This is a genomic window from Planktotalea arctica (assembly GCF_002105285.1).
Lineage (GTDB): Bacteria > Pseudomonadota > Alphaproteobacteria > Rhodobacterales > Rhodobacteraceae > Planktotalea > Planktotalea arctica.
The window spans coordinates 169,594-186,953 of the sequence record NZ_MUHR01000013.1; the positions used below are offsets into that span (position 1 = coordinate 169,594).

Below are 17,360 nucleotides of genomic sequence, written 5' to 3' on the forward strand. Positions count from 1 at the left end.
CTCAGCTCAGCAGCGGGTTGGCAAAGATCAACAAGAGCGCGATGACCAGACAGTAGATCGCGGTCGTCTCGATCATCGCGAGGCCGACAAACAGTGTGCGGGATATCGTGTTCGCAGCCTCTGGCTGTCGGGCGATGGCCTCCATTGCGGCGGCAACGGCGCGGCCTTCTGCGAGTGCGGGGCCAAGTGCGCCAAAGGCCACGGCAAAAGCCGCACCGATGATACTGGCTAGAGAGAGGTAATCCATTAAGTGTCCTTTTGGTTCGGGGGAGTGGCCGGAGCGGCATCGCGCTCGGAGCGCTGTCCGTCCTCCACCGTGGATGTGATGAAAACCATCGCCAGCACGGCAAAGATGTAGGCCTGCACCAATCCGGTCAGCAGATCGAGCGCCATCAGCGGGATCGGCACCAGAAGGCCCGCCAACGAAGCGACGATGCCGATGACAAAAACGCCGCTCATTACATTGCCGAACAGGCGCACAAACATGGAAAAAACGCGCGTCAGGCTTTGCAATATGTTCAAAGGGATCATGATCGGGTTCGGCGCTGCGAAGGATTTGAGATAGCCACCAATGCCGTCGCCGCGCACACCAAACCAGATCACCGACAGAAAGACGAGAACGGCCAATGCGGCGTCGGTTTCCAGCCCGGCGGTTGGCGGTTCGACCCCCGGGATCAGCGACGACCAGTTGGCCACAAGAATGAACATGAACAGCGTGCCGATGAAGGCGCGATAGGGGGAAGGGTTTGCGCCGCTCGTCTCGACGATCTGGGTGTCCATTGTGGTGACGATCAGTTCAAGGGCGGCCTGCCGTTTGCCGGGTACAAGGTCCATCCGTTGGGTCAGTAGATAGGACCCGATGACCAGTATCGCCATGATCGCCCAGGTCGTCAGCACGGCCTGCGTGATGGGCAGAGGGCCAAGGTAGAAGAGTGCGATTGAGTCCAGTGGCGAATTCAAACCTCGTCCCTCCGCACCTTGTAGAGCATCAGAGCTTTGGCGCAGAGTACCCCTGCAAAAGTCGCCAGTAAGGCCAGCCCGCCAATCAACACAGCGATGAAAAAGCCCGTGACCAAAAGGGACAGACGCCCGAGGGTCAGGGCCAATCCCATCAGCGGTTGACCCTCGTGCACGATCAGATCAGCCGTCGCGCGTAGGGCGCGGAAATAACCATATCCGATAAAAAGCCCAGCCAGAAAACAGCTTGCTAGGAGGATGAACAGCGGCAGGCCTGAGAGATCAATCATTCCGCATTCATCCATTTCCATGCGGTCCAGCCGCCAAGGCAAACACCCAAAAACATTAAAGGGGCGCTCCAGAAAATGCCCGAGGCGAAGCGAGCATCGAGCCAGCGCCCCAAAAACAGGCCCGCCAGCGTCGGGACAACAAAGATCCAGCCTAACACCCCGATTTGCGCCAGACGGCGGCCCACGGACATGTCGCCGTCGCGAAGCCACCGGTCACGCCGGTCCCGGCGCAGGCGGGTTTGCGTCACTAGCGGATCATCTTCGGGCTCTGGGCGGGTCATCGGAACTCACCCGCGTTTGCACCGGGTTTCAGGCGACTGACCATGTGGCGGATGGCGTTGAACTGCAGGCGCATCGTCTCGACATGCTCGGTCCGCTCAACGTCTGCATCGGATTGGAAGCGGGCCAGCACATCGGCGTCGAGGGTGGAAAGGTTATCGCCCGTCACGGCCTCGCGTGTTGCAATATGAATGTCTGAGGAATCCCCCACAGTCATGACCCCACCGCGCAGGGCGCTAAACTGCTCGAGGTCTGCTTTGCGCCAACTGACAATCGAAAGCGCTAGTGCTGTGACGAAGGGCGCATGGCCAGCGAGGATGCCGAAACTCCCGCTTGCGTCCTCGGCGCGCAATCCGTCGATGTCTTCGTCCACAACGACAGACAGGGGTGTAATAATCCGCAACCTCATGCCGCAGCCTCTTTGGCGTTGGCGGCGTCTTCTTTCTTGCGTGCATCCTCCAATGTGCCGACCATATAGAGAGCGCTTTCGGCCCAATCGTCAGCGGCACCGTCTAGGATCGCGCGGCACCCTTTGAGAGTGTCAGCCAGTGAGACGCTGGCACCGGGCGTTCCGGTAAAGGCTTCGGTCACCATAAAGGGCTGGGTCAGGAACCGCTGCAGCCGCCGGGCGCGTTTCACGATGAGACGGTCGGCTGTTCCCAACTCCTCGACCCCCAGCAAGGAGATGATATCGGTCAACTCCCGGAAGCGGGCCAGGGCTTGCCGGACAGCTTCGGCGGTCTTGTAGTGCTCCTCTCCGACCACGAGTGGATCGAGCAACATCGAGGATGAGGCCAGCGGGTCAATCGCGGGATAGAAGCCTTCGGCGGCTTGGGCGCGTGACAGTACAATAACGCAATCCATATGGCTGGAGATCGTGGTGACCGCCGGGTCGGTGAAGTCGTCGGCAGGTACATAAACCGCCTGAATCGCCGTCACGGCTGACCCTGCGACCGATGCAATCCGTTCCTGAAGCCCTGCGACTTCGGTCGCAAGCGTGGGCTGGTAGCCCACACGGGAGGGCAGGCGGCCCAGAAGGCTCGATACCTCGGCACCGGCCTGCACAAAGCGAAAGACGTTATCCATCAGCAAAAGTACGTTCTTGTGCTTCTGATCCCGGAAATATTCCGAGATTGTCAGTGCGGTTAGCGGCGCGCGCCAGCGCGCGCCGGGCGGCTCATTCATCTGCCCGTAGACCAGCACCGTGCGTTCCAGCACGCCGGACTCGCTCATCTCTGTGAGCAATTCGTGTCCTTCGCGGGACCGCTCGCCGACACCTGCAAAGACCGAGATGCCTTCGTATTTCTCGACCATGGCCCGGATCAGTTCCATCACCAAAACGGTCTTCCCAACGCCCGCACCGCCGAACATCGCGGCCTTGCCGCCCTGGGCCATCGGAGTCAGCAGGTCGATCACCTTGATACCGGTCTCGAATACGTCCGTCGTGCGGGTTTGGGTGCTCAAAACGGGTGGCAGCGCATGGATTGATCGGCGTGGCGTATCCTTTGGCAGCGGTGGCCCATCGTCTTTGGGAGAGCCCACGACATCCAACAATCTGCCAAGCACCGCGTCGCCAACCGGCACGGCAACTGGCCCGCCGCTTGCATGCACCGCGACGCCGCGCGCGAGGCCCGCGGTTGATTGGAACGCCACTGCGCGTACCTTGGTCAAATCAAGATGGCTGTGAACTTCCAGGATAAGTGGGCTTGGCACATCCCATTCGACATTCAACGCGGCGTGAATTGGCGGCAGGTCCGCGCTGGCAAAAACCACATCCACAACTGCACCTCGTACAGCATGCACGGTGCCAATGTTCTGATGAAATGGATCTGTGGATTTGTGGTGGTTTTGCATCTGAGCGCGGTCTTTCTGAAAGGGCCATCTGTCTCAACTTACCCGGAGCGTCGGGGGACCGTGCTGATCGGTGTTAGCGTGGCGCCGGTAGCCGCGCAGGCGTACTTTACAAATCGGACACCTTACATTGAAAGCCATGGCCACTAACCCTGATCAGTGCGGAGGGGGCTATCTCTAGGCAAACATGAACGGATCGCTGCGTCATGTGGCGCAACCTTTGGGAGGTTTGTCGTGATTGGATACTTTGGAAACATCGAGGAATTGGCCGAAGAAAACACGGACTTCCGGCGGGTGCTTTATTCCGGAGCCAAGCTTCAGCTGGTTCTGATGTCGATTAATCCAGGCTCCGAGATCGGCGGTGAGATTCATTCCGACACGGACCAGTTCTTTCGTATCGAGGACGGCAAAGGGCGCGCGGTGATCGACGGCGTCACCCATAAGTTGGGACCCGGCGACGGTATCGTTGTGCCCGCAGGTGCGCATCATAACGTGATTTGCACAGGGCATGAGCCACTTAAGCTTTATACGATCTATGGCCCAGCACATCATCGCGATCAGCTTGTTCAGAAGACAAAGGCAGAAGCGGATGCCTCGGACGAGACCTTTGAGGGACAGACCACTGAAAACAAATCTGATGTGGTCCGGGTCTAGCGACTTGGTCCTGTTGCCGTTCTGACTACAACCAAAATGGGCGCATAATGTGCCACTAAGTCATCTTCAAACAAAAAAAACATGGAGTTCTTAATGTCACAAAATAGCAAAGCAACCACAGAGGCAGCGACCGATTTCGAAGCTGTAAGCCACCAGCTCGCCGCCTTGCGGACAGATTTGTCGCGTCTTGCCGAGACAGTTAGCGGGATTGCTGGAAAACGCGGTAGCCATATGGCGACTGATATCGCCGAAGGCTTTGGCGAAGCGAAACATTACGTCGAAAGAACAGGCAAATCCGCCGAACATCAGCTTGAGGCATCGGTTGCCGATCACCCGTTACTGGCCATTGGCCTTGCGGCGGGCGCTGGTCTTTTGGTCGGGGCCATGTCGCGCCGGTGAACCAGTTTCTGAAAGATGCGATGCGCGGCGTTGAAGGCAGTGCCCGATTCGCTGCGCAAAAAGTGCTTTGGCGCTTGTTTTTGGAAATATCAGTTGGCCTGATTGGGCTTGCGGGCCTTGGGTTTATCACTGTGTCTGCTTTCCTCGCACTTAGCGCGTCATTAGGCGCTGCGTTGGCCGCCCTTCTGACGGGGCTTGGTTTGCTTTTGGCAGCAGGAGGGTGTGTGGCGATCTTAAAAAAACCGTGGTCAAAACAGCAAGTTGCAAACGCACCCAAGGCCTCACCCATTCCTTCGGCGACGGACCCCACAGGCGTCGCGGCGACAGTTGCTTTTACTGCAGCCTTTGTCCTTGCCAGATATTTGGGCGACGACAAACCGGACTGATTTGATCAGAAACAGCGCGGCGAAGGCATCCTTTTCCTGATCAACTTACTTGTTCTTGAGAAGGCCCCCAATTTCGGATGCGCTCAATACGCGTCCGGTTGAGACGACCTTTTCGTCGATCACCAGACCGGGGGTGGACATGACCCCATAGCCGGAGATGGCGACAACATCGGTGATTTTTTCGATCTCGGCGTCGATGGCTGCAGCTTGCAAAGCTGTCTTTGCATTCTCGCCCAAGGCCACACATTTCTTGCAACCTGATCCGAGGATTTTGATGATCATTGTGTCTCTCCTTTTCAAACAAATAGATGGGCTGTGGCGTTAAAAATATAGCCAATCAGAATGATACCTGCCGTGACGATGCCGATGAACACCGCCAGCAGGCGCGGCTTGACGACGCGCTTGAGCATGATCATCGAAGGCAGTGAAAGTGCTGTGACAGCCATCATGAAGGTTAGCGCGGTGCCCAGACCAACGCACTTCTGAACCAACGCCTCGGCGATGGGCAGTGTGCCGAAAATATCTGCATACATCGGAACTCCCACAAGCGTCGCGACCAGAACGGACCACCATTTGTCCTGACCCAAGAGTGCTGAAATAAAGGCTTCTGGTATCCAGTTGTGGATTGCTGCACCGATCCCGACGCCGATCAAAACATAAAGCCAAACCCGGTGGGCGATATCCATCACTTGACCCGCGGCAAAGGCCAGTCGCTCGCGTAGACTGATCGCCCCATCATTGTCATGGTCACTGACAGGACTTTGATAGACAAATGCTTCAACCTGATCTTCCATTTTGAGTCTTCCGATCAGGGTTCCGCCCAACACAGCCAGCACCAATCCAATGGTCACGTAGGCTAGGGCGATGCTCCAGTTAAAAATGCTGGCCAGCAAGATCACGGAGGCCAGATCAACAAGCGGGGATGAGATCAGAAAGGAAAATGTCACCGCCAGTGGTAGACCTGCACTGGTAAAGCCGATGAAAAGCGGGATAGAGGAGCAAGAGCAAAAAGGGGTGATGGTTCCAAGAAGGGCCGCGAGGATATTAGCACCCAAACCGCTGCGCTGCCCAAGAATGCGGCGCGTACGTTCGGGTGGGAAATAGCTTTGCACATAGGAAATGGCGAAGATCAAAACCGAAAGCAGAATGAATATCTTGATCACGTCATAGATGAAAAAGTGAATGCTTCCGCCAATCTGGCTTGCTGGATCCAAACCGAACCCGTCGCGCACCAGCAATGTGACAAGATCCGACAACCACTGCATGCGCAGCAGTTGATCGTTCAGCCACACAAAGACATCGCCCATTCAGATATACTCCTTTGACGGTAAGGACATCGTTCCGCCATTTCCTCAAGCTCTAGCGAACCCGGGCGGCGTGGCGTTGATCTGCGTCAGGACAAGTCAATTTGTTGCTGAGGTGTGGCCGACAACTTGTACGTCTTCACACTCAAAGCCATGGCGTTCCAACTCGAGGGTGATGTGAGACAGCCCGAACCTAGCGCGAAGGACGATCTTCACGGCCTCTTTCACGCGATCAGCCTCGTTCCAGCGGCCTTCTTTGATCACAATATGGGCGTTCAATGCGGATTGGTGTTCCTGCATCTGCCACACATGAAGGTGGTGCACATTCTCAACGCCTGACACGCTGCGCATCGCCGTCAATACAGCTTGAGTATCCAGATCCGGCGGGCTGCCGAGCATCAAGATGCGCACTGAGCCGCCAATTTCGGTGATGGACTGCCACAGGATGTACCCCGCGATCAGTAATGTGATCAGCGGATCAATCAGCCGCCAATCATAGAGAATAATGACAGTGCCCGCGACAATGACAGCAACGGAACCAAGTGCATCCGCAACATTGTGCAGGAACGCCGCGCGAATATTCATGCTGCTTTTGGAGAGCGCGTAGGTCAGAAACGCGGTCAACGTATCCACCCCAAGCGCGAATGCCGCAATGATTACAACTGACCAACCGTCCACGTCCGTTGGGGCGAACAATCGCAAAACCGCCTCATACGTCAAAAAGAGGCCAAGCAGGATCAGCGTCGTATAGTTAATGAGCGCTGCGACGATCTCCGCACGGCCATATCCAAACGTCATGGCGTCGTCTGCTGGTCGCTGCGCGATTTTGCGCGCAAAAAATGCAAGACCAAGTGAAAGGGCATCTGACAGATTGTGGATCGCATCGGCGATTAACGCGAGGCTACCGGATAGAATCCCACCAACGATCTGCACCACGGTCAGCATGATATTGATCACAACTGCCCAAAGTATCCGCGTGTTTCCGGCTTTGGGGTCGATATGGTGGTGATGCCCGGGTTTGTTTAGGACATTCCTAGTTTTGACCGTATGCCCCAACTCAGACTGGCATATTGTCGAACAGGTCATCATCCTCAGCTGGCCTGAGTGCTTGCTTCGTACCTGTTGAAGTCGCTTTTTCGTGCGACTTCTTGCCATCACTCTTGTTGGCTGGTGTCGCTTCCTCCTCAGGGATTTCTGTGGGACCAAACGCCTTTTTGTCGAGGTCTTTGAAAGTCATTTGAAGCTCGCTTTCTCTGAAGAATATTGTGTTTATCAAGTGTCGTACAAAGGAGCATCGGCTTGCACTAATCCAAGTTAGGAAAGGCGGCATCTACCAAGACGCAGCGACCTGTTCAACGGATCGACGCCTCAAGCATGCGAGAACGCTAACCCGTCACAATCCCATCCCCCACCACCAGTTGACGCCGGCAAAGACCCGCTATCTTTTCGTCATGGGTCGAGATTAGAAATGTCGTACCTTCCTCGCGGTTAATCTGTCCGATCAGCTCCATCACTTGACTGGCCGAGGCGCGGTCAAGGTTGCCGGTAGGCTCATCTGCGAGCACCAATTCAGGGCCGTTCATCAGGGCGCGGGCGACGGCGACGCGTTGTTTCTGTCCGCCTGACAGTTTGGTCGAGGGGAAGTTGATCCGTTCCTCCAGCCCCATGCGCACCAGCAAGTCGCGGCCACGGTCGCGGGCGGCGGATGTCTCGCGGCCCATTCGGACAGCCGTCGGAAAGATGACGTTTTCCAGTGCGGTGAAATCGGGCAATAGGTTATGAAACTGGAAGACAAAGCCAATATGGAGGTTACGAAACACCGTCAGTTGATTGTCGTCCGCCGCGATCAGATCCTGATCTAACATGTTGTAGCTGCCTGATGTGGGCTTCATCAACGTACCAAGGATTGTCAGCAGCGTGCTTTTGCCCGAACCGGACGGACCCAGCAGGGCGGCCATTTCTCCCTTTGCGAGGGAGAGTGACAAGCCGCGCAACACGCGTGTTGCCACGTCCCCGGTTCCGAAGGTCTTGACCAGATCGCTCACCTCAAGAAGGGCGCTTTGCGAAATCGTCATTGTCCGATTGCCGTGACTGGATCGACCCGGGCGGCCGACCTCGCAGGAAGGATCGAGGCGAGTATCGCGCCGATGAGCGTCAGGGCAATGGCCAGTCCATACGATCCCTGGGTAATGTCCAACGGCAGAGTCCCTGCCTGAAACGCATCGCGCGATGGGAATGGCAACAAGGCAAGATACCCCAGGGCCGCCCCCGTGACCCCGCCCATCAGTCCTATCATGGCACCTTGAGTGACGAACACGAAAACAACGAAGCCACGACTTGCCCCCATCGCCCGCATAATCCCGATCTCGGGGCGGCGGCGGTAGGTGGAGAGCAAGAGCGCTGAGGCGACCCCGATGACGATGGTGATGAGCGCGAATGTTTTTAGGAAATACCCGGTCTGCGCCTGTGCGTTCAGCGCCTCCATCAACTGTTCGGCTCCGTCCGTCCACGGCACGGCATCCAGACCCGTGAGCCCACTGATCCGAAGGGCGGTGGTATCGGCGGCATTCAGATCGTCCAGCTTGATCTCGATCTGTGTCACGCCTTGGGGCATGGCAAAGAGGGTTCGCGCAGTCGAAAGGCTGACAAAGGCGCGCGCGCCGTCCATCCCACCATTGCCCGTATCAAAGATGCCGCTCAGTGTGAGTGTCGCCGTGACCCCGTTTGAGCTTTGCAACCGTAGTGTCTGGCCGAGCGATAGGGCCAGATCATCTGTCAATCTATTGCCCAGCACGATGAGACCCGAGCCGAGCCGTACGGTTCCCGCGACCATGTAGCCCTCAAGGTCCAGGATCGCGGATTCTTTCCCAGGCTCCAAACCTGTCACGCTGACCTGGCTGACTTGTGCGCCGCGTGTCAGAAATCCGGCACCGGTGATCTGCGGCGAGACGGCGCGCACACCGGGTACTGCCTCGATCAGGGGAAGCCATGTCGCCGCATCACTCAGTGTGGCGGTCCGGTCGCGGCCCCGTTCGGTGACGAACAAGACATGGCCGCCATCCAAGTCATTTGGTGAAATCAATACGGCAGGGTCATCGATCTCGGCCTCGATCGTGATATGCGAGATATCGCCCACGGTGCGCGACAGGATGAATTCGGCCAACCCCCCGATCAGGGCCGACATGAAAATGAAGATAAACACGCCCACCGCGACCCCGACGATTAGGAGCGCTGTTTGCGCCTTGCTCGCCGTTAGGTATCGGCCCGCGATCTTGAGGGCGTAAAGCATCAGGGTTGGTCCGACACGACGGCCTGCCCAACTTCGATGTTGGTCGGGTCGATGATCACGGCGTCACCCTCGGTAAGGCCTCCTGTCACGATCAGCCGTGCGGCGGGCCAATCGACCACCGAAACGGGTTGGAACATTGCGATTCCGTCTCTGACCACAAGAACGCCCGTGCCATCCGCGCCTGTTTGCAGGGCGGTGCGCGGTAGGGTCAGCGCCGCATCGCGTCTCTCCACGATGATGTTCGTCGCAACCGTCAGACCGATGGGAGCCATGACCGGGGCCTCAAAGGCGATCTTGACCGCCAGACCACCGGTTGCCGCATCCACAAGGGCAGACACAAAACTGACGTGTCCGTCTCGATTGCGTGCCTCACCCGCCAGTTGCAGCACAGCAGGTTGTCCTAATGCAATCTGTGTCGCATAGGCTTCGTCCACATCTGCCTCGACCACCAGATCGCTCAAATCTGCCAGTGTCAGCAAGGGAATTGTGGGTCCGGTAAGTTGGCCCAGCTCGGCGTCAAGCGCCACAACAGTGCCGCTGCGCGGCGCGCGGATGGTGTGATTGCCAAGCACGACTTGGGCTTGATCAAGAGCGGCGGTTTGGCGCGCAACCTCCTGCACCGCCGTTTGGACGACATGGGCATCGGTTTCGAGCACGCTCCTGGCGATATTTGGGCCAAGGGACAGCGCGCGCTCGTAGCTTTCGGTTGCCTGAGCTTGGGTAACGAGAGCTGCATCCAGGCCAGCCATGGCTTGCCGCACAATTGCATTTTGCGCGGCGGCGTCCACTTGTGCGAGGATCTGGTCTGCCTCGACCACATCACCTTCGGTAACGGCAATTGCTATCAGTGTGCCTGTAACAACGGGCCGGATGTCGACGGAATTGACTGCAGCAATACGTCCGTTGACGGCGAGAAGGCGTGTGACGGGCGCCTGCTGCGCCATTTCGACAGTGACCACCGACGGCCCTGCCATCCACAGTTGTGAATATGCGAGAGCCGCCAACAGAAGACCCATGACGCTTGCACTGATCCAGAGCCAAATCCTTCGGTTTGGTGATGCGACTGGCGCCGGATGACGTAGGGCAGGGACGGGGGCTGGACTCAAAGCGAGCAGATCGGTCGTGCCGTTCTCATTGGAAGTTTTATCAGTTTCCGTCAATGTGACGTCCTTTTCGAATTGAGTTTGAGACTGTAAGTGCGTCAGTCTCCGACCCTGTGTCTGCTAGGGCAGAATAGGCGTTCCTGCACCTACGGTGCTGACATGGATCAGGACGGGCCCCTAACTGACATGGCACCTTAAGCGGACAGAAGCACCGGACGGTCGGATGGTCCGCTTACTGCGTTTTAGTCAGAGTTAAGGGAGTCTGAATGCCCGACGATCCATACGAAGCGCTTGGCTTGCCCAAATCGGCCACGGCAGACGCAATCAAGAAAGCATATCGCAAACTGGTGCGCACCAGCCATCCGGATCTACATCCCGACGACGCGGGCGCAGAAGCACGGTTCAAGGCCATTGCCGCTGCGTATGAAGTGTTGAAAGATCCCGAGACCCGTGCGCGCTTTGATGCCGGCGAGATTGACGGACTAGGTGCGGAACGCCCTCAGCGCCAGTATTACCGCGATTTCGCACATGCACCTGACAACGCTTATCAACAAGGTCATGGCTTCGGGGCAAATGCCGATCCCGCCGACATCTTTGCGGAGATTTTGCGGCACCGGGGGCGCACGCGTGGTGCCGACGACTTTGGCGCGCGTGATTTTCAGGCCGCCGGGGCGGACGCGCGCTATACATTGGAAGTGCCTTTCCTTGATGCCGTGCGGGGCAGTACAACGAAGATAACTCTGCCGGACGGCCAAAGCCTTGAGGTCAAGATCCCGCGCGGCACGGAAGATGGTCAGACCCTACGACTGCGCGGCAAGGGCAGCCCCGGCTTTGGTGGTGGACCACCCGGTGATGCATTGATCACAGTCCTTGTGCGACCACATCCGGTGTTCCGACGGGACGGCGACGACATCTTGCTGATTTTGCCGATTACAATAGACGAGGCCGTTCTGGGCGGCAAAGTCACCGCACCAACCATCGACGGACCGGTCGGTCTGACAGTGCCACCTGGAGCCAGCACCGGCAGAGTACTGCGTTTGAGGGGGCGCGGCGTTGCGCGGACGGGGCGAAAGACGAAAGGCGATCAGAAGGTCGAACTAAAGGTCGTTGTACCGTCTGACCCCGATGAGAGCTTACGCAACTTTCTGTCCGAATGGCGCCAAAATCACGGGTTTGATCCGCGCGTTGATCTGATAAAGGGGGCAAAGACATGACGGACTTTTTCTCAGAAGATGAGGTCGTCATTACGGTAACACGATTGACCCGCGTCCAGCTTGTGCGCTTTATCGAAGGCGATTTCATTAAGCCGCAGCGCCATACCGACGGATATGTTTTCCGTCCCATAGACATCGCGCGGTTGGAGCTCTTGTGCGATCTGTCTCAGGATCTCGATCTTGATGAAACAGCGCTTGGCATTGTGATCTCGCTCATCGATCAATTGCACGCCGCGCGACAGGATCTTGCGGCAATCGCCCAGGTGATTGACGCCCTGCCTGTGGATCTGCGCAACCGGATCGACACCACGTTGAAACAGGGCTGAATAAGGTGTGCGAAAGATCAACGGATGACTTTTGATGCTTAATGATCGCTTAAAGACCGCTCTGCTGGCCATTGCTTTGCTGGGCCTGATATCCGGTGCGGGCCTTTGGATGGCCGGTTTGCCGGAGTTCGCTGACTTGGCCTGGTCGGCTGGTGTTGTGCCGGTTCTTGCCGCCCTTGTAATCGAGATTATTCGAAGTCTCGCGCAGGGGCGGGTCGGGCTCGACATCGTCGCTGCTTTATCGATGTCGGCGGCGTTGGTTTTTGGCGAAGCGCTCGCAGCCGCAGTGGTCGCACTGATGTATTCAGGCGGCACGTTTCTGGAAAGCTTTGCCGAGGGTCGTGCCCGGCGCGAGATGCGCGATCTTCTGTCCCGGGTCGCGCGGACAGCGACGCGGCATCATGATGGACGGCTGGAAGAGGTCGCATTGGACGCCATCGTGCCGGGGGATCTGTTGTTGATCCGGCAAGGCGACGTTGCTCCGGTTGACGGCGCTCTGGAAAGTGCGCAGGCCATGTTGGATCAATCTGCCTTGACGGGTGAAGCGATGCCGGTACGCTTGGAGCGTGGTATGGACGTTATGAGTGGCTCCACCAACGCGGGCGAGGCTTTCGATTTGCGCGCAACTCGTGTTGCGTCTGAGAGCACCTATGCCGGTATCGTGCGGCTTGTCGAGGCGGCACAGAAATCTCGCGCGCCTATGGCGCGACTGGCAGATAGATACTCACTGCTCTTTCTTGGGGTGACGGTCGCGCTGGCGACCGGGGCCTGGTGGTTTACCGGCGATCCGATCCGGGCGGTCGCTGTCTTAGTCGTTGCTACCCCGTGCCCTTTGATCCTGGCCGTGCCTGTGGCCCTTGTTGCGGGCATGTCGCGGGCGGCGCATTTCGGCGTGCTGATCAAAGGCGCACAAGCGCTTGAGGCCATGGCACGGACCCGGACACTGATATTTGACAAGACGGGAACGCTGACGGACGGGCGCCCAAAGATTACGGGGGTCACTTCGACCGGCGATTTGAGCGAAGAGGACATCCTGTATTTTGCAGCGTCCCTTGATCAGGGCTCCAAGCACCCCGTGGCACAGGCTGTTGTTGCTGCGGCGCAGGCGCGCGGCGTTGAATTGCCGGTGCCCAAAAACGTTGTTGAGACACCAGGCGAAGGTGTCACCGGTATTGTGGATGGCCGGCCCGTCGTGGTCGGCGGAACCGGATTTATTGCGGCACAAACAGGAACGCCTGCAGATATGAAACCTTTGGCAACGGGGGCTGTTGTGGTGTCGCTCGCCGTAGATGCAAGACCTGCAGGGTGGATCGAGATGGCCGATACGTTGCGAAGTGGGACGACCGAGTTGCTGTCCGAACTTCGCCGCAACGGGGTTGCACGCCTCTTGCTGGCGACAGGCGACAGGCACGCCGTTGCAGATGCGGTGACAGAGGGACTGGGCCTTGATGCTGTTCATGCGGATCTGACACCGGATCAAAAGGTGCTTTTGGTCCTATCCGAGCGCAAACACGGCCCGGTTATGATGGTGGGCGACGGTGTAAACGATGCACCCGCACTTGCGGCGGCGGATGTTGGCGTGGCGATGGGTGCACGCGGTGCCGCGGCATCAGCCGAGACTGCGGATGTGGTTCTTTTGGTGGACGACCTTGGGCGGCTTTTGCCGGGTCTGGTGATTGCTCGCGGTGCGCGCCTTATCGCGTGGCAGAGCGTCATTGCAGGGATTGGCCTGTCAGTCGCGGGCATGTTTGCTGCGGCCTTTGGCTACCTGACTCCGGTGCAGGGCGCATTGCTGCAAGAGTTGATCGACGTCGCGGTCATCCTCAATGCACTCCGGGCGCTGAGGATCGAACCGTGACACGTCGAGCCGTGTGATCGTTTCCGACACTGATCCACATCAACGCAGCGCACGCTGCGGCGTGGGACACCCTTCACTGACCACGGATCGAAAGGCATTCAAAGTGACCCATTCCCCCAAGAGCACCGTCGCTATTCAAAGCTACTCGGCCTATCAGATTGGCCTGCACTGGCTGATAGCAGCACTCGTCCTTGTGCAGCTTGTCTTCGGGGAAAGTATGACCGCGCTGATCGAAGCGATCGAAGAGGGTGGTTCCGTGTCGTCGCTCGATAACAGTCTTGGAGGATTGCACTATTATTCCGGTATCGTAATTCTGACGCTTGTGGCAGTCCGCCTTGCCTTGCGCCTCAAGACCGGTACTCCGCCACCTCCCGTTTCAAGCAGGTTCGTTGAATTGGCCGGCAGATTGGCGCATTGGCTTTTCTATGTGTTGTTGGTTGTTGTCCCGATCATGGGATTGCTTGGGTTTTACTTTGGCGATCCATACGGCGAAATTCACACCTTCGCAAAGCCGGTTTTCATCGGCCTTATCGTCTTGCATGTATGTGCTTCACTCTATCACCAGTTCTGGTTGAAGGATGGTCTTTTGATGCGCATGATACGGGTCCAACCAAGGTCTTGATTGGTTCAACCGAGTAACAGGCATCCGAGCAGGAAATGTCTGGCTTCACTTCTTTTTCTAGGCTGCATCTGAGCGGGCGGCACCATCACGTTGATAATACCAAGGAACCTCACCGGTCAGGGTGACGTACCCTTTTTGAACCCGAGTTTCTCCGCGTCCTTGGGGATGGAAGAATCCCATGAGAGCCGATGCAACGCTGCCTTTGCTATATCATCGTCGCTGTGGTGAACGCTGCCATCTGATCTCCTCGGCGATAGCGCGGACACACTGTACTCTGCCTGCCGCACGTTCTGCTGCGGCTTTCTGCCTATAGCTATCCACGTGTCCGGTCAGGGTCACAACTCCCCCATCGGCGGTGACGCCGATATGATCTGACGTGACGCTCGGTTCCCAGTCCAATTCGGCCTGCACCGCATTTTTCAGCTTGTGGTCGTCGTTCATGATACTCTCCATTCTCAACGATGCCTGTAAAAGTTCCGAGCGTAACCGGACATCGGAAGCGGTCGCGCGTTTGATGTGGAGGGCGGGTCAAGTTCTGCTCCACTCAACTAAGACCTTTAGAGGCGAACGAGATCTGCCAAGCTGATCCAAATCAGGCGTACCATCCCTATCGGCTGTTTGCGGCTTGTTCGAAAGGCGCACAGCTGCTCGGTGCTAACACACGCCTTGTGATCCCGCCGCTTGATCCAGGTTAGCGACACCGCCCACGCCACATGAAATAGCTACTAGTGTGATCCGTATTCGCTCGCGCCACAGCAGCTATCTCGCATGCGCCATTTTTGAATACGGACAGTTGAACAGGAGTTAGAGAAATGACAACCAATGTGGGAACTGTGGACCGTGGGGTTCGGCTGGTTTTGGGTGTTGCGCTCATCGCGGCGGCGCTTTTCAGTGGACTGACCATTTTTGACGGTGCCGTTATGAAATACGGCGCGATCCTCGTAGGGGTGGTTCTTGCGGTAACAGGCCTGATGCGAACTTGCCCGGCGTATTCAATTTTCGGCATTCGCACCTGCAAGGTGTGAGTTGGGTGGATACCGTCTTTACACCTTGGCAATCGCTGGCTGGCGGAGCTTTGATTGGTCTCGCATCAACACTGCTTATGCTGATGCTAGGCCGGATCATGGGGGCAACAGGTATCCTGGCTGGGCTTCTGTCGACCTCACCGTTTCACGATAGTGGGTGGCGTCTGGCGATCCTGCTGGGGATGATAAGCGGACCGCTCGCGGTGCTGGCCATAAGCGGTCAAATGCCGCTAATTCAAGTGCCAGTATCGACACCAATGCTGGTTGTTGGGGGCTTCATCGTAGGTATTGGCGTCACTTATTCTTCGGGATGCACCTCAGGCCACGGAGTTTGCGGTGTGGCACGGCTGTCGCGCAGATCAATCGTCGCCACTGCGGTTTTCATGATCGCAACGGGATTGACCGTTTATGCCGTTCGGCATCTTTGGGGGGCATGAGAGATGCGTCTCATCACTAGCTATTTCATCGGTCTGATCTTCGGGATTGGCATTTCTATTTCAGGCATGGCCAACCCGGCCAAGGTGTTGAATTTCTTTGATATCGCGGGCACTTGGGATCCCAGCCTCATCTTCGTGATGGGAGGTGCCGTCGCGGTCGCCTTCATCGGGTACCGGATTGTATTTCTGCGCAAGACACCTGTCTTTGACGCCGGTTTCCAGTTGCCGACCAACACACGGCTTGATGTGCGTCTGATCGCCGGCTCTGCTGTCTTTGGTATTGGTTGGGGCATCTCAGGTTTCTGCCCTGGTGGTGCACTTCCGGCATTGGGAACTGGCCGCATCGAAGTCCTGATTTTTGTTGCAGCACTGATCGCTGGAATTCTTGCCGCGCGCGGTCTGATTGCCTTTGGCGGTGCGCGCTTACTGTCTGGCAAAACATAATAATGGAGGAGAAACACATGACAGAATACCCGATCAACCTGGATGTAGAACCCACGGTAGAGGCGTTTTTCGACGCAGTGACCAACACCATCAGTTACATTGTCAAAGACCCGTCGTCCGACGCTTGCGCGGTGATCGATTCAGTTATGGACATCGACTATGCTGCGGGGCGCACCACATACGACCATGCCGACCTTTTGATCGCCTACATCCGCAAGCATGACTTGAATTTGGAATGGATTATCGAAACCCATGTGCACGCTGACCATCTGAGCGCCGCGCCCTATATCCAGAACGCTCTTGGCGGCAAGATCGGCATCGGTGACCAGATCATGGTGGTGCAGGACACCTTCGGTAAGGTCTTCAATGAAGGCACCGAGTTCCAGCGCGATGGCAGTCAGTTCGATACGTTGTTCAAAGACGGCGACACCTACCAGATTGGCGATTTGAAGGCGGTGGCGATCTATACGCCCGGACACACACCAGCCTGCATGGTGCATGTGATCGGCAACGCGGCATTCGTGGGCGACACCCTTTTCATGCCCGACGGCGGCTCCGCACGCGCCGATTTTCCCGGTGGAGACGCAGCAACGCTCTATGACAGCATCCAGAAGGTGCTGGCCTTGCCTGATCAGATGCGTCTGTTCATGTGCCACGATTATGGCCCTGACGGTCGCGACGTTGCGTGGGAAACAACGGTTGGCGAGGAAAAGGCACACAACATCCACGTTGGCGCGGGCAAGACCAAGGAAGAGTTTGTTAAGTTCCGAACCGAACGTGATGCGACGCTGGGAATGCCCCGGCTCATTATTCCTTCCCTTCAAGTGAACATGCGCGCGGGTGAAATGCCGACCGATAAAGACGGCCGCCTGATGATGAAGGTGCCTGTCAACGTTCTTTGATCCCAAACACCAGAAAGGCC

24 protein-coding genes are annotated in these 17,360 nt (G+C 57.4%); 10 read left to right on the forward strand and 14 right to left on the reverse strand.

Annotation, left to right across the window (positions count from 1 at the left end; translation table 11 throughout):
• Position 1 precedes the first annotated feature (1 nt).
• The 6 genes from B9P63_RS14155 to atpD are packed head-to-tail and all read right to left on the reverse strand — an operon-like array spanning position 2 to position 3,380.
• On the reverse strand, positions 2-247 hold the full coding sequence (locus B9P63_RS14155) for a F0F1 ATP synthase subunit C (protein ID WP_085309916.1): 246 nt from the start codon (positions 245-247) through the stop codon (positions 2-4).
• A complete protein-coding gene (locus B9P63_RS14160; RefSeq protein ID WP_085309917.1) occupies positions 247-960 on the reverse strand; it encodes a F0F1 ATP synthase subunit A in 714 nt (237 codons plus the stop codon). Before B9P63_RS14160 ends, B9P63_RS14155 begins: the two co-directional genes overlap by 1 nt.
• On the reverse strand, positions 957-1,247 hold the full coding sequence (locus tag B9P63_RS14165) for an N-ATPase subunit AtpR (RefSeq protein WP_176219169.1): 291 nt from the start codon (positions 1,245-1,247) through the stop codon (positions 957-959). The genes B9P63_RS14160 and B9P63_RS14165 overlap by 4 nt, the downstream gene beginning before the upstream one ends.
• A complete protein-coding gene (locus tag B9P63_RS14170; protein WP_085309921.1) occupies positions 1,244-1,528 on the reverse strand; it encodes an AtpZ/AtpI family protein in 285 nt (94 codons plus the stop codon). The genes B9P63_RS14165 and B9P63_RS14170 overlap by 4 nt, the downstream gene beginning before the upstream one ends.
• Positions 1,525-1,935: a F0F1 ATP synthase subunit epsilon gene (locus tag B9P63_RS14175; protein ID WP_085309923.1), complete on the reverse strand. Its 411-nt coding sequence runs from the start codon at positions 1,933-1,935 to the stop codon at positions 1,525-1,527. Before B9P63_RS14175 ends, B9P63_RS14170 begins: the two co-directional genes overlap by 4 nt.
• Complete coding sequence (atpD, locus tag B9P63_RS14180) at positions 1,932-3,380, reverse strand: F0F1 ATP synthase subunit beta (RefSeq protein ID WP_085309925.1); 1,449 nt, start codon at positions 3,378-3,380, stop codon at positions 1,932-1,934. Before atpD ends, B9P63_RS14175 begins: the two co-directional genes overlap by 4 nt.
• 231 nt (positions 3,381-3,611) lie before the next feature.
• Here atpD and B9P63_RS14185 point away from each other — a divergent pair, with 231 nt between their 5' ends.
• Together B9P63_RS14185 and B9P63_RS14190 are read left to right on the forward strand one after the other, a co-directional pair.
• The gene (locus B9P63_RS14185) at positions 3,612-4,031 is read left to right on the forward strand and encodes a cupin domain-containing protein (protein ID WP_085309927.1); all 420 of its coding nucleotides are present in this window, start codon (positions 3,612-3,614) and stop codon (positions 4,029-4,031) included.
• A 93-nt stretch (positions 4,032-4,124) separates the two neighbouring features.
• The gene (locus B9P63_RS14190) at positions 4,125-4,430 is read left to right on the forward strand and encodes an ElaB/YgaM/YqjD family protein (RefSeq protein ID WP_085309929.1); all 306 of its coding nucleotides are present in this window, start codon (positions 4,125-4,127) and stop codon (positions 4,428-4,430) included.
• A 431-nt stretch (positions 4,431-4,861) separates the two neighbouring features.
• On the opposite strand, the gene B9P63_RS14200 is transcribed toward B9P63_RS14190, so the two are convergent.
• The 7 genes from B9P63_RS14200 to B9P63_RS14230 all read right to left on the reverse strand — a co-directional run bounded on the left by B9P63_RS14200 (position 4,862) and on the right by B9P63_RS14230 (position 10,569).
• Entirely contained in the window at positions 4,862-5,098 is a 237-nt protein-coding gene (locus B9P63_RS14200) for a thioredoxin family protein (protein ID WP_085309933.1), read from the reverse strand.
• 14 nt (positions 5,099-5,112) lie between these two features.
• Complete coding sequence (locus B9P63_RS14205; RefSeq protein ID WP_085309935.1) at positions 5,113-6,123, reverse strand: permease; 1,011 nt, start codon at positions 6,121-6,123, stop codon at positions 5,113-5,115.
• Between the two features lie 96 nt (positions 6,124-6,219).
• Positions 6,220-7,176 (reverse strand): cation diffusion facilitator family transporter, encoded by a 957-nt coding sequence (locus B9P63_RS14210; protein ID WP_281252360.1) that lies wholly within the window; start codon positions 7,174-7,176, stop codon positions 6,220-6,222.
• Position 7,177: 1 nt separating this feature from the next.
• Entirely contained in the window at positions 7,178-7,357 is a 180-nt protein-coding gene (locus B9P63_RS14215; RefSeq protein WP_085309937.1) for a hypothetical protein, read from the reverse strand.
• A gap of 148 nt (positions 7,358-7,505) precedes the next feature.
• Positions 7,506-8,195, reverse strand: coding sequence for an ABC transporter ATP-binding protein (locus tag B9P63_RS14220; RefSeq protein WP_085309939.1), 690 nt, complete (start codon positions 8,193-8,195; stop codon positions 7,506-7,508).
• Positions 8,192-9,409 carry an ABC transporter permease gene (locus B9P63_RS14225; protein WP_085309940.1) on the reverse strand — a complete coding sequence of 406 codons (1,218 nt, stop codon included), beginning with the start codon at positions 9,407-9,409 and terminating at the stop codon, positions 8,192-8,194. Before B9P63_RS14225 ends, B9P63_RS14220 begins: the two co-directional genes overlap by 4 nt.
• Complete coding sequence (locus tag B9P63_RS14230) at positions 9,409-10,569, reverse strand: efflux RND transporter periplasmic adaptor subunit (protein ID WP_245830688.1); 1,161 nt, start codon at positions 10,567-10,569, stop codon at positions 9,409-9,411. The genes B9P63_RS14225 and B9P63_RS14230 overlap by 1 nt, the downstream gene beginning before the upstream one ends.
• 209 nt (positions 10,570-10,778) lie before the next feature.
• Between B9P63_RS14230 and B9P63_RS14235 the strand changes: the two genes are divergently transcribed.
• From B9P63_RS14235 to B9P63_RS14250, 4 genes are all read left to right on the forward strand, one after another.
• Positions 10,779-11,726, forward strand: coding sequence for a DnaJ C-terminal domain-containing protein (locus B9P63_RS14235; protein ID WP_085309945.1), 948 nt, complete (start codon positions 10,779-10,781; stop codon positions 11,724-11,726).
• Positions 11,723-12,052 carry a chaperone modulator CbpM gene (locus B9P63_RS14240; protein ID WP_085309946.1) on the forward strand — a complete coding sequence of 110 codons (330 nt, stop codon included), beginning with the start codon at positions 11,723-11,725 and terminating at the stop codon, positions 12,050-12,052. The genes B9P63_RS14235 and B9P63_RS14240 overlap by 4 nt, the downstream gene beginning before the upstream one ends.
• Before the next feature lie 34 nt (positions 12,053-12,086).
• Positions 12,087-13,910 (forward strand): heavy metal translocating P-type ATPase, encoded by a 1,824-nt coding sequence (locus B9P63_RS14245; protein ID WP_085309948.1) that lies wholly within the window; start codon positions 12,087-12,089, stop codon positions 13,908-13,910.
• 103 nt (positions 13,911-14,013) lie between these two features.
• Positions 14,014-14,532, forward strand: a complete 519-nt coding sequence (locus tag B9P63_RS14250; protein WP_217806510.1) for a cytochrome b — start codon at positions 14,014-14,016, stop codon at positions 14,530-14,532.
• Between the two features lie 210 nt (positions 14,533-14,742).
• Here the strand turns inward: B9P63_RS14250 and B9P63_RS14255 are convergent, their stop codons facing one another.
• Entirely contained in the window at positions 14,743-14,973 is a 231-nt protein-coding gene (locus B9P63_RS14255; RefSeq protein WP_176219170.1) for a BON domain-containing protein, read from the reverse strand.
• Between the two features lie 371 nt (positions 14,974-15,344).
• Here B9P63_RS14255 and B9P63_RS14260 point away from each other — a divergent pair, with 371 nt between their 5' ends.
• Genes B9P63_RS14260 through B9P63_RS14275 form a run of 4 tightly spaced genes read left to right on the forward strand, consistent with a single transcriptional unit; the run spans position 15,345 to position 17,340 of the window.
• A complete protein-coding gene (locus tag B9P63_RS14260; RefSeq protein WP_085309952.1) occupies positions 15,345-15,557 on the forward strand; it encodes a YgaP family membrane protein in 213 nt (70 codons plus the stop codon).
• Positions 15,558-15,562: 5 nt separating this feature from the next.
• The gene (locus B9P63_RS14265) at positions 15,563-15,994 is read left to right on the forward strand and encodes a YeeE/YedE family protein (protein WP_085310073.1); all 432 of its coding nucleotides are present in this window, start codon (positions 15,563-15,565) and stop codon (positions 15,992-15,994) included.
• A gap of 3 nt (positions 15,995-15,997) precedes the next feature.
• Entirely contained in the window at positions 15,998-16,438 is a 441-nt protein-coding gene (locus B9P63_RS14270) for a DUF6691 family protein (RefSeq protein WP_085309954.1), read from the forward strand.
• A 17-nt stretch (positions 16,439-16,455) separates the two neighbouring features.
• Positions 16,456-17,340: an MBL fold metallo-hydrolase gene (locus B9P63_RS14275; protein WP_085310075.1), complete on the forward strand. Its 885-nt coding sequence runs from the start codon at positions 16,456-16,458 to the stop codon at positions 17,338-17,340.
• Positions 17,341-17,360 lie beyond the last annotated feature (20 nt).

Coding starts and splice junctions, on each gene's coding strand:
- B9P63_RS14155 (WP_085309916.1), bottom strand. CDS start 247: ATGGATTACCTCTCTCTAGCCAGTATCATCGGTGCGGCTTTTGCCGTG.
- B9P63_RS14165 (WP_176219169.1), bottom strand. CDS start 1,247: ATGATTGATCTCTCAGGCCTGCCGCTGTTCATCCTCCTAGCAAGCTGT.
- B9P63_RS14170 (WP_085309921.1), bottom strand. CDS start 1,528: ATGACCCGCCCAGAGCCCGAAGATGATCCGCTAGTGACGCAAACCCGC.
- B9P63_RS14175 (WP_085309923.1), bottom strand. CDS start 1,935: ATGAGGTTGCGGATTATTACACCCCTGTCTGTCGTTGTGGACGAAGAC.
- atpD (WP_085309925.1), bottom strand. CDS start 3,380: ATGCAAAACCACCACAAATCCACAGATCCATTTCATCAGAACATTGGC.
- B9P63_RS14190 (WP_085309929.1), top strand. CDS start 4,125: ATGTCACAAAATAGCAAAGCAACCACAGAGGCAGCGACCGATTTCGAA.
- B9P63_RS14200 (WP_085309933.1), bottom strand. CDS start 5,098: ATGATCATCAAAATCCTCGGATCAGGTTGCAAGAAATGTGTGGCCTTG.
- B9P63_RS14205 (WP_085309935.1), bottom strand. CDS start 6,123: ATGGGCGATGTCTTTGTGTGGCTGAACGATCAACTGCTGCGCATGCAG.
- B9P63_RS14215 (WP_085309937.1), bottom strand. CDS start 7,357: ATGACTTTCAAAGACCTCGACAAAAAGGCGTTTGGTCCCACAGAAATC.
- B9P63_RS14220 (WP_085309939.1), bottom strand. CDS start 8,195: ATGACGATTTCGCAAAGCGCCCTTCTTGAGGTGAGCGATCTGGTCAAG.
- B9P63_RS14225 (WP_085309940.1), bottom strand. CDS start 9,409: ATGCTTTACGCCCTCAAGATCGCGGGCCGATACCTAACGGCGAGCAAG.
- B9P63_RS14235 (WP_085309945.1), top strand. CDS start 10,779: ATGCCCGACGATCCATACGAAGCGCTTGGCTTGCCCAAATCGGCCACG.
- B9P63_RS14240 (WP_085309946.1), top strand. CDS start 11,723: ATGACGGACTTTTTCTCAGAAGATGAGGTCGTCATTACGGTAACACGA.
- B9P63_RS14245 (WP_085309948.1), top strand. CDS start 12,087: ATGCTTAATGATCGCTTAAAGACCGCTCTGCTGGCCATTGCTTTGCTG.
- B9P63_RS14255 (WP_176219170.1), bottom strand. CDS start 14,973: ATGAACGACGACCACAAGCTGAAAAATGCGGTGCAGGCCGAATTGGAC.
- B9P63_RS14260 (WP_085309952.1), top strand. CDS start 15,345: ATGACAACCAATGTGGGAACTGTGGACCGTGGGGTTCGGCTGGTTTTG.
- B9P63_RS14270 (WP_085309954.1), top strand. CDS start 15,998: ATGCGTCTCATCACTAGCTATTTCATCGGTCTGATCTTCGGGATTGGC.
- B9P63_RS14275 (WP_085310075.1), top strand. CDS start 16,456: ATGACAGAATACCCGATCAACCTGGATGTAGAACCCACGGTAGAGGCG.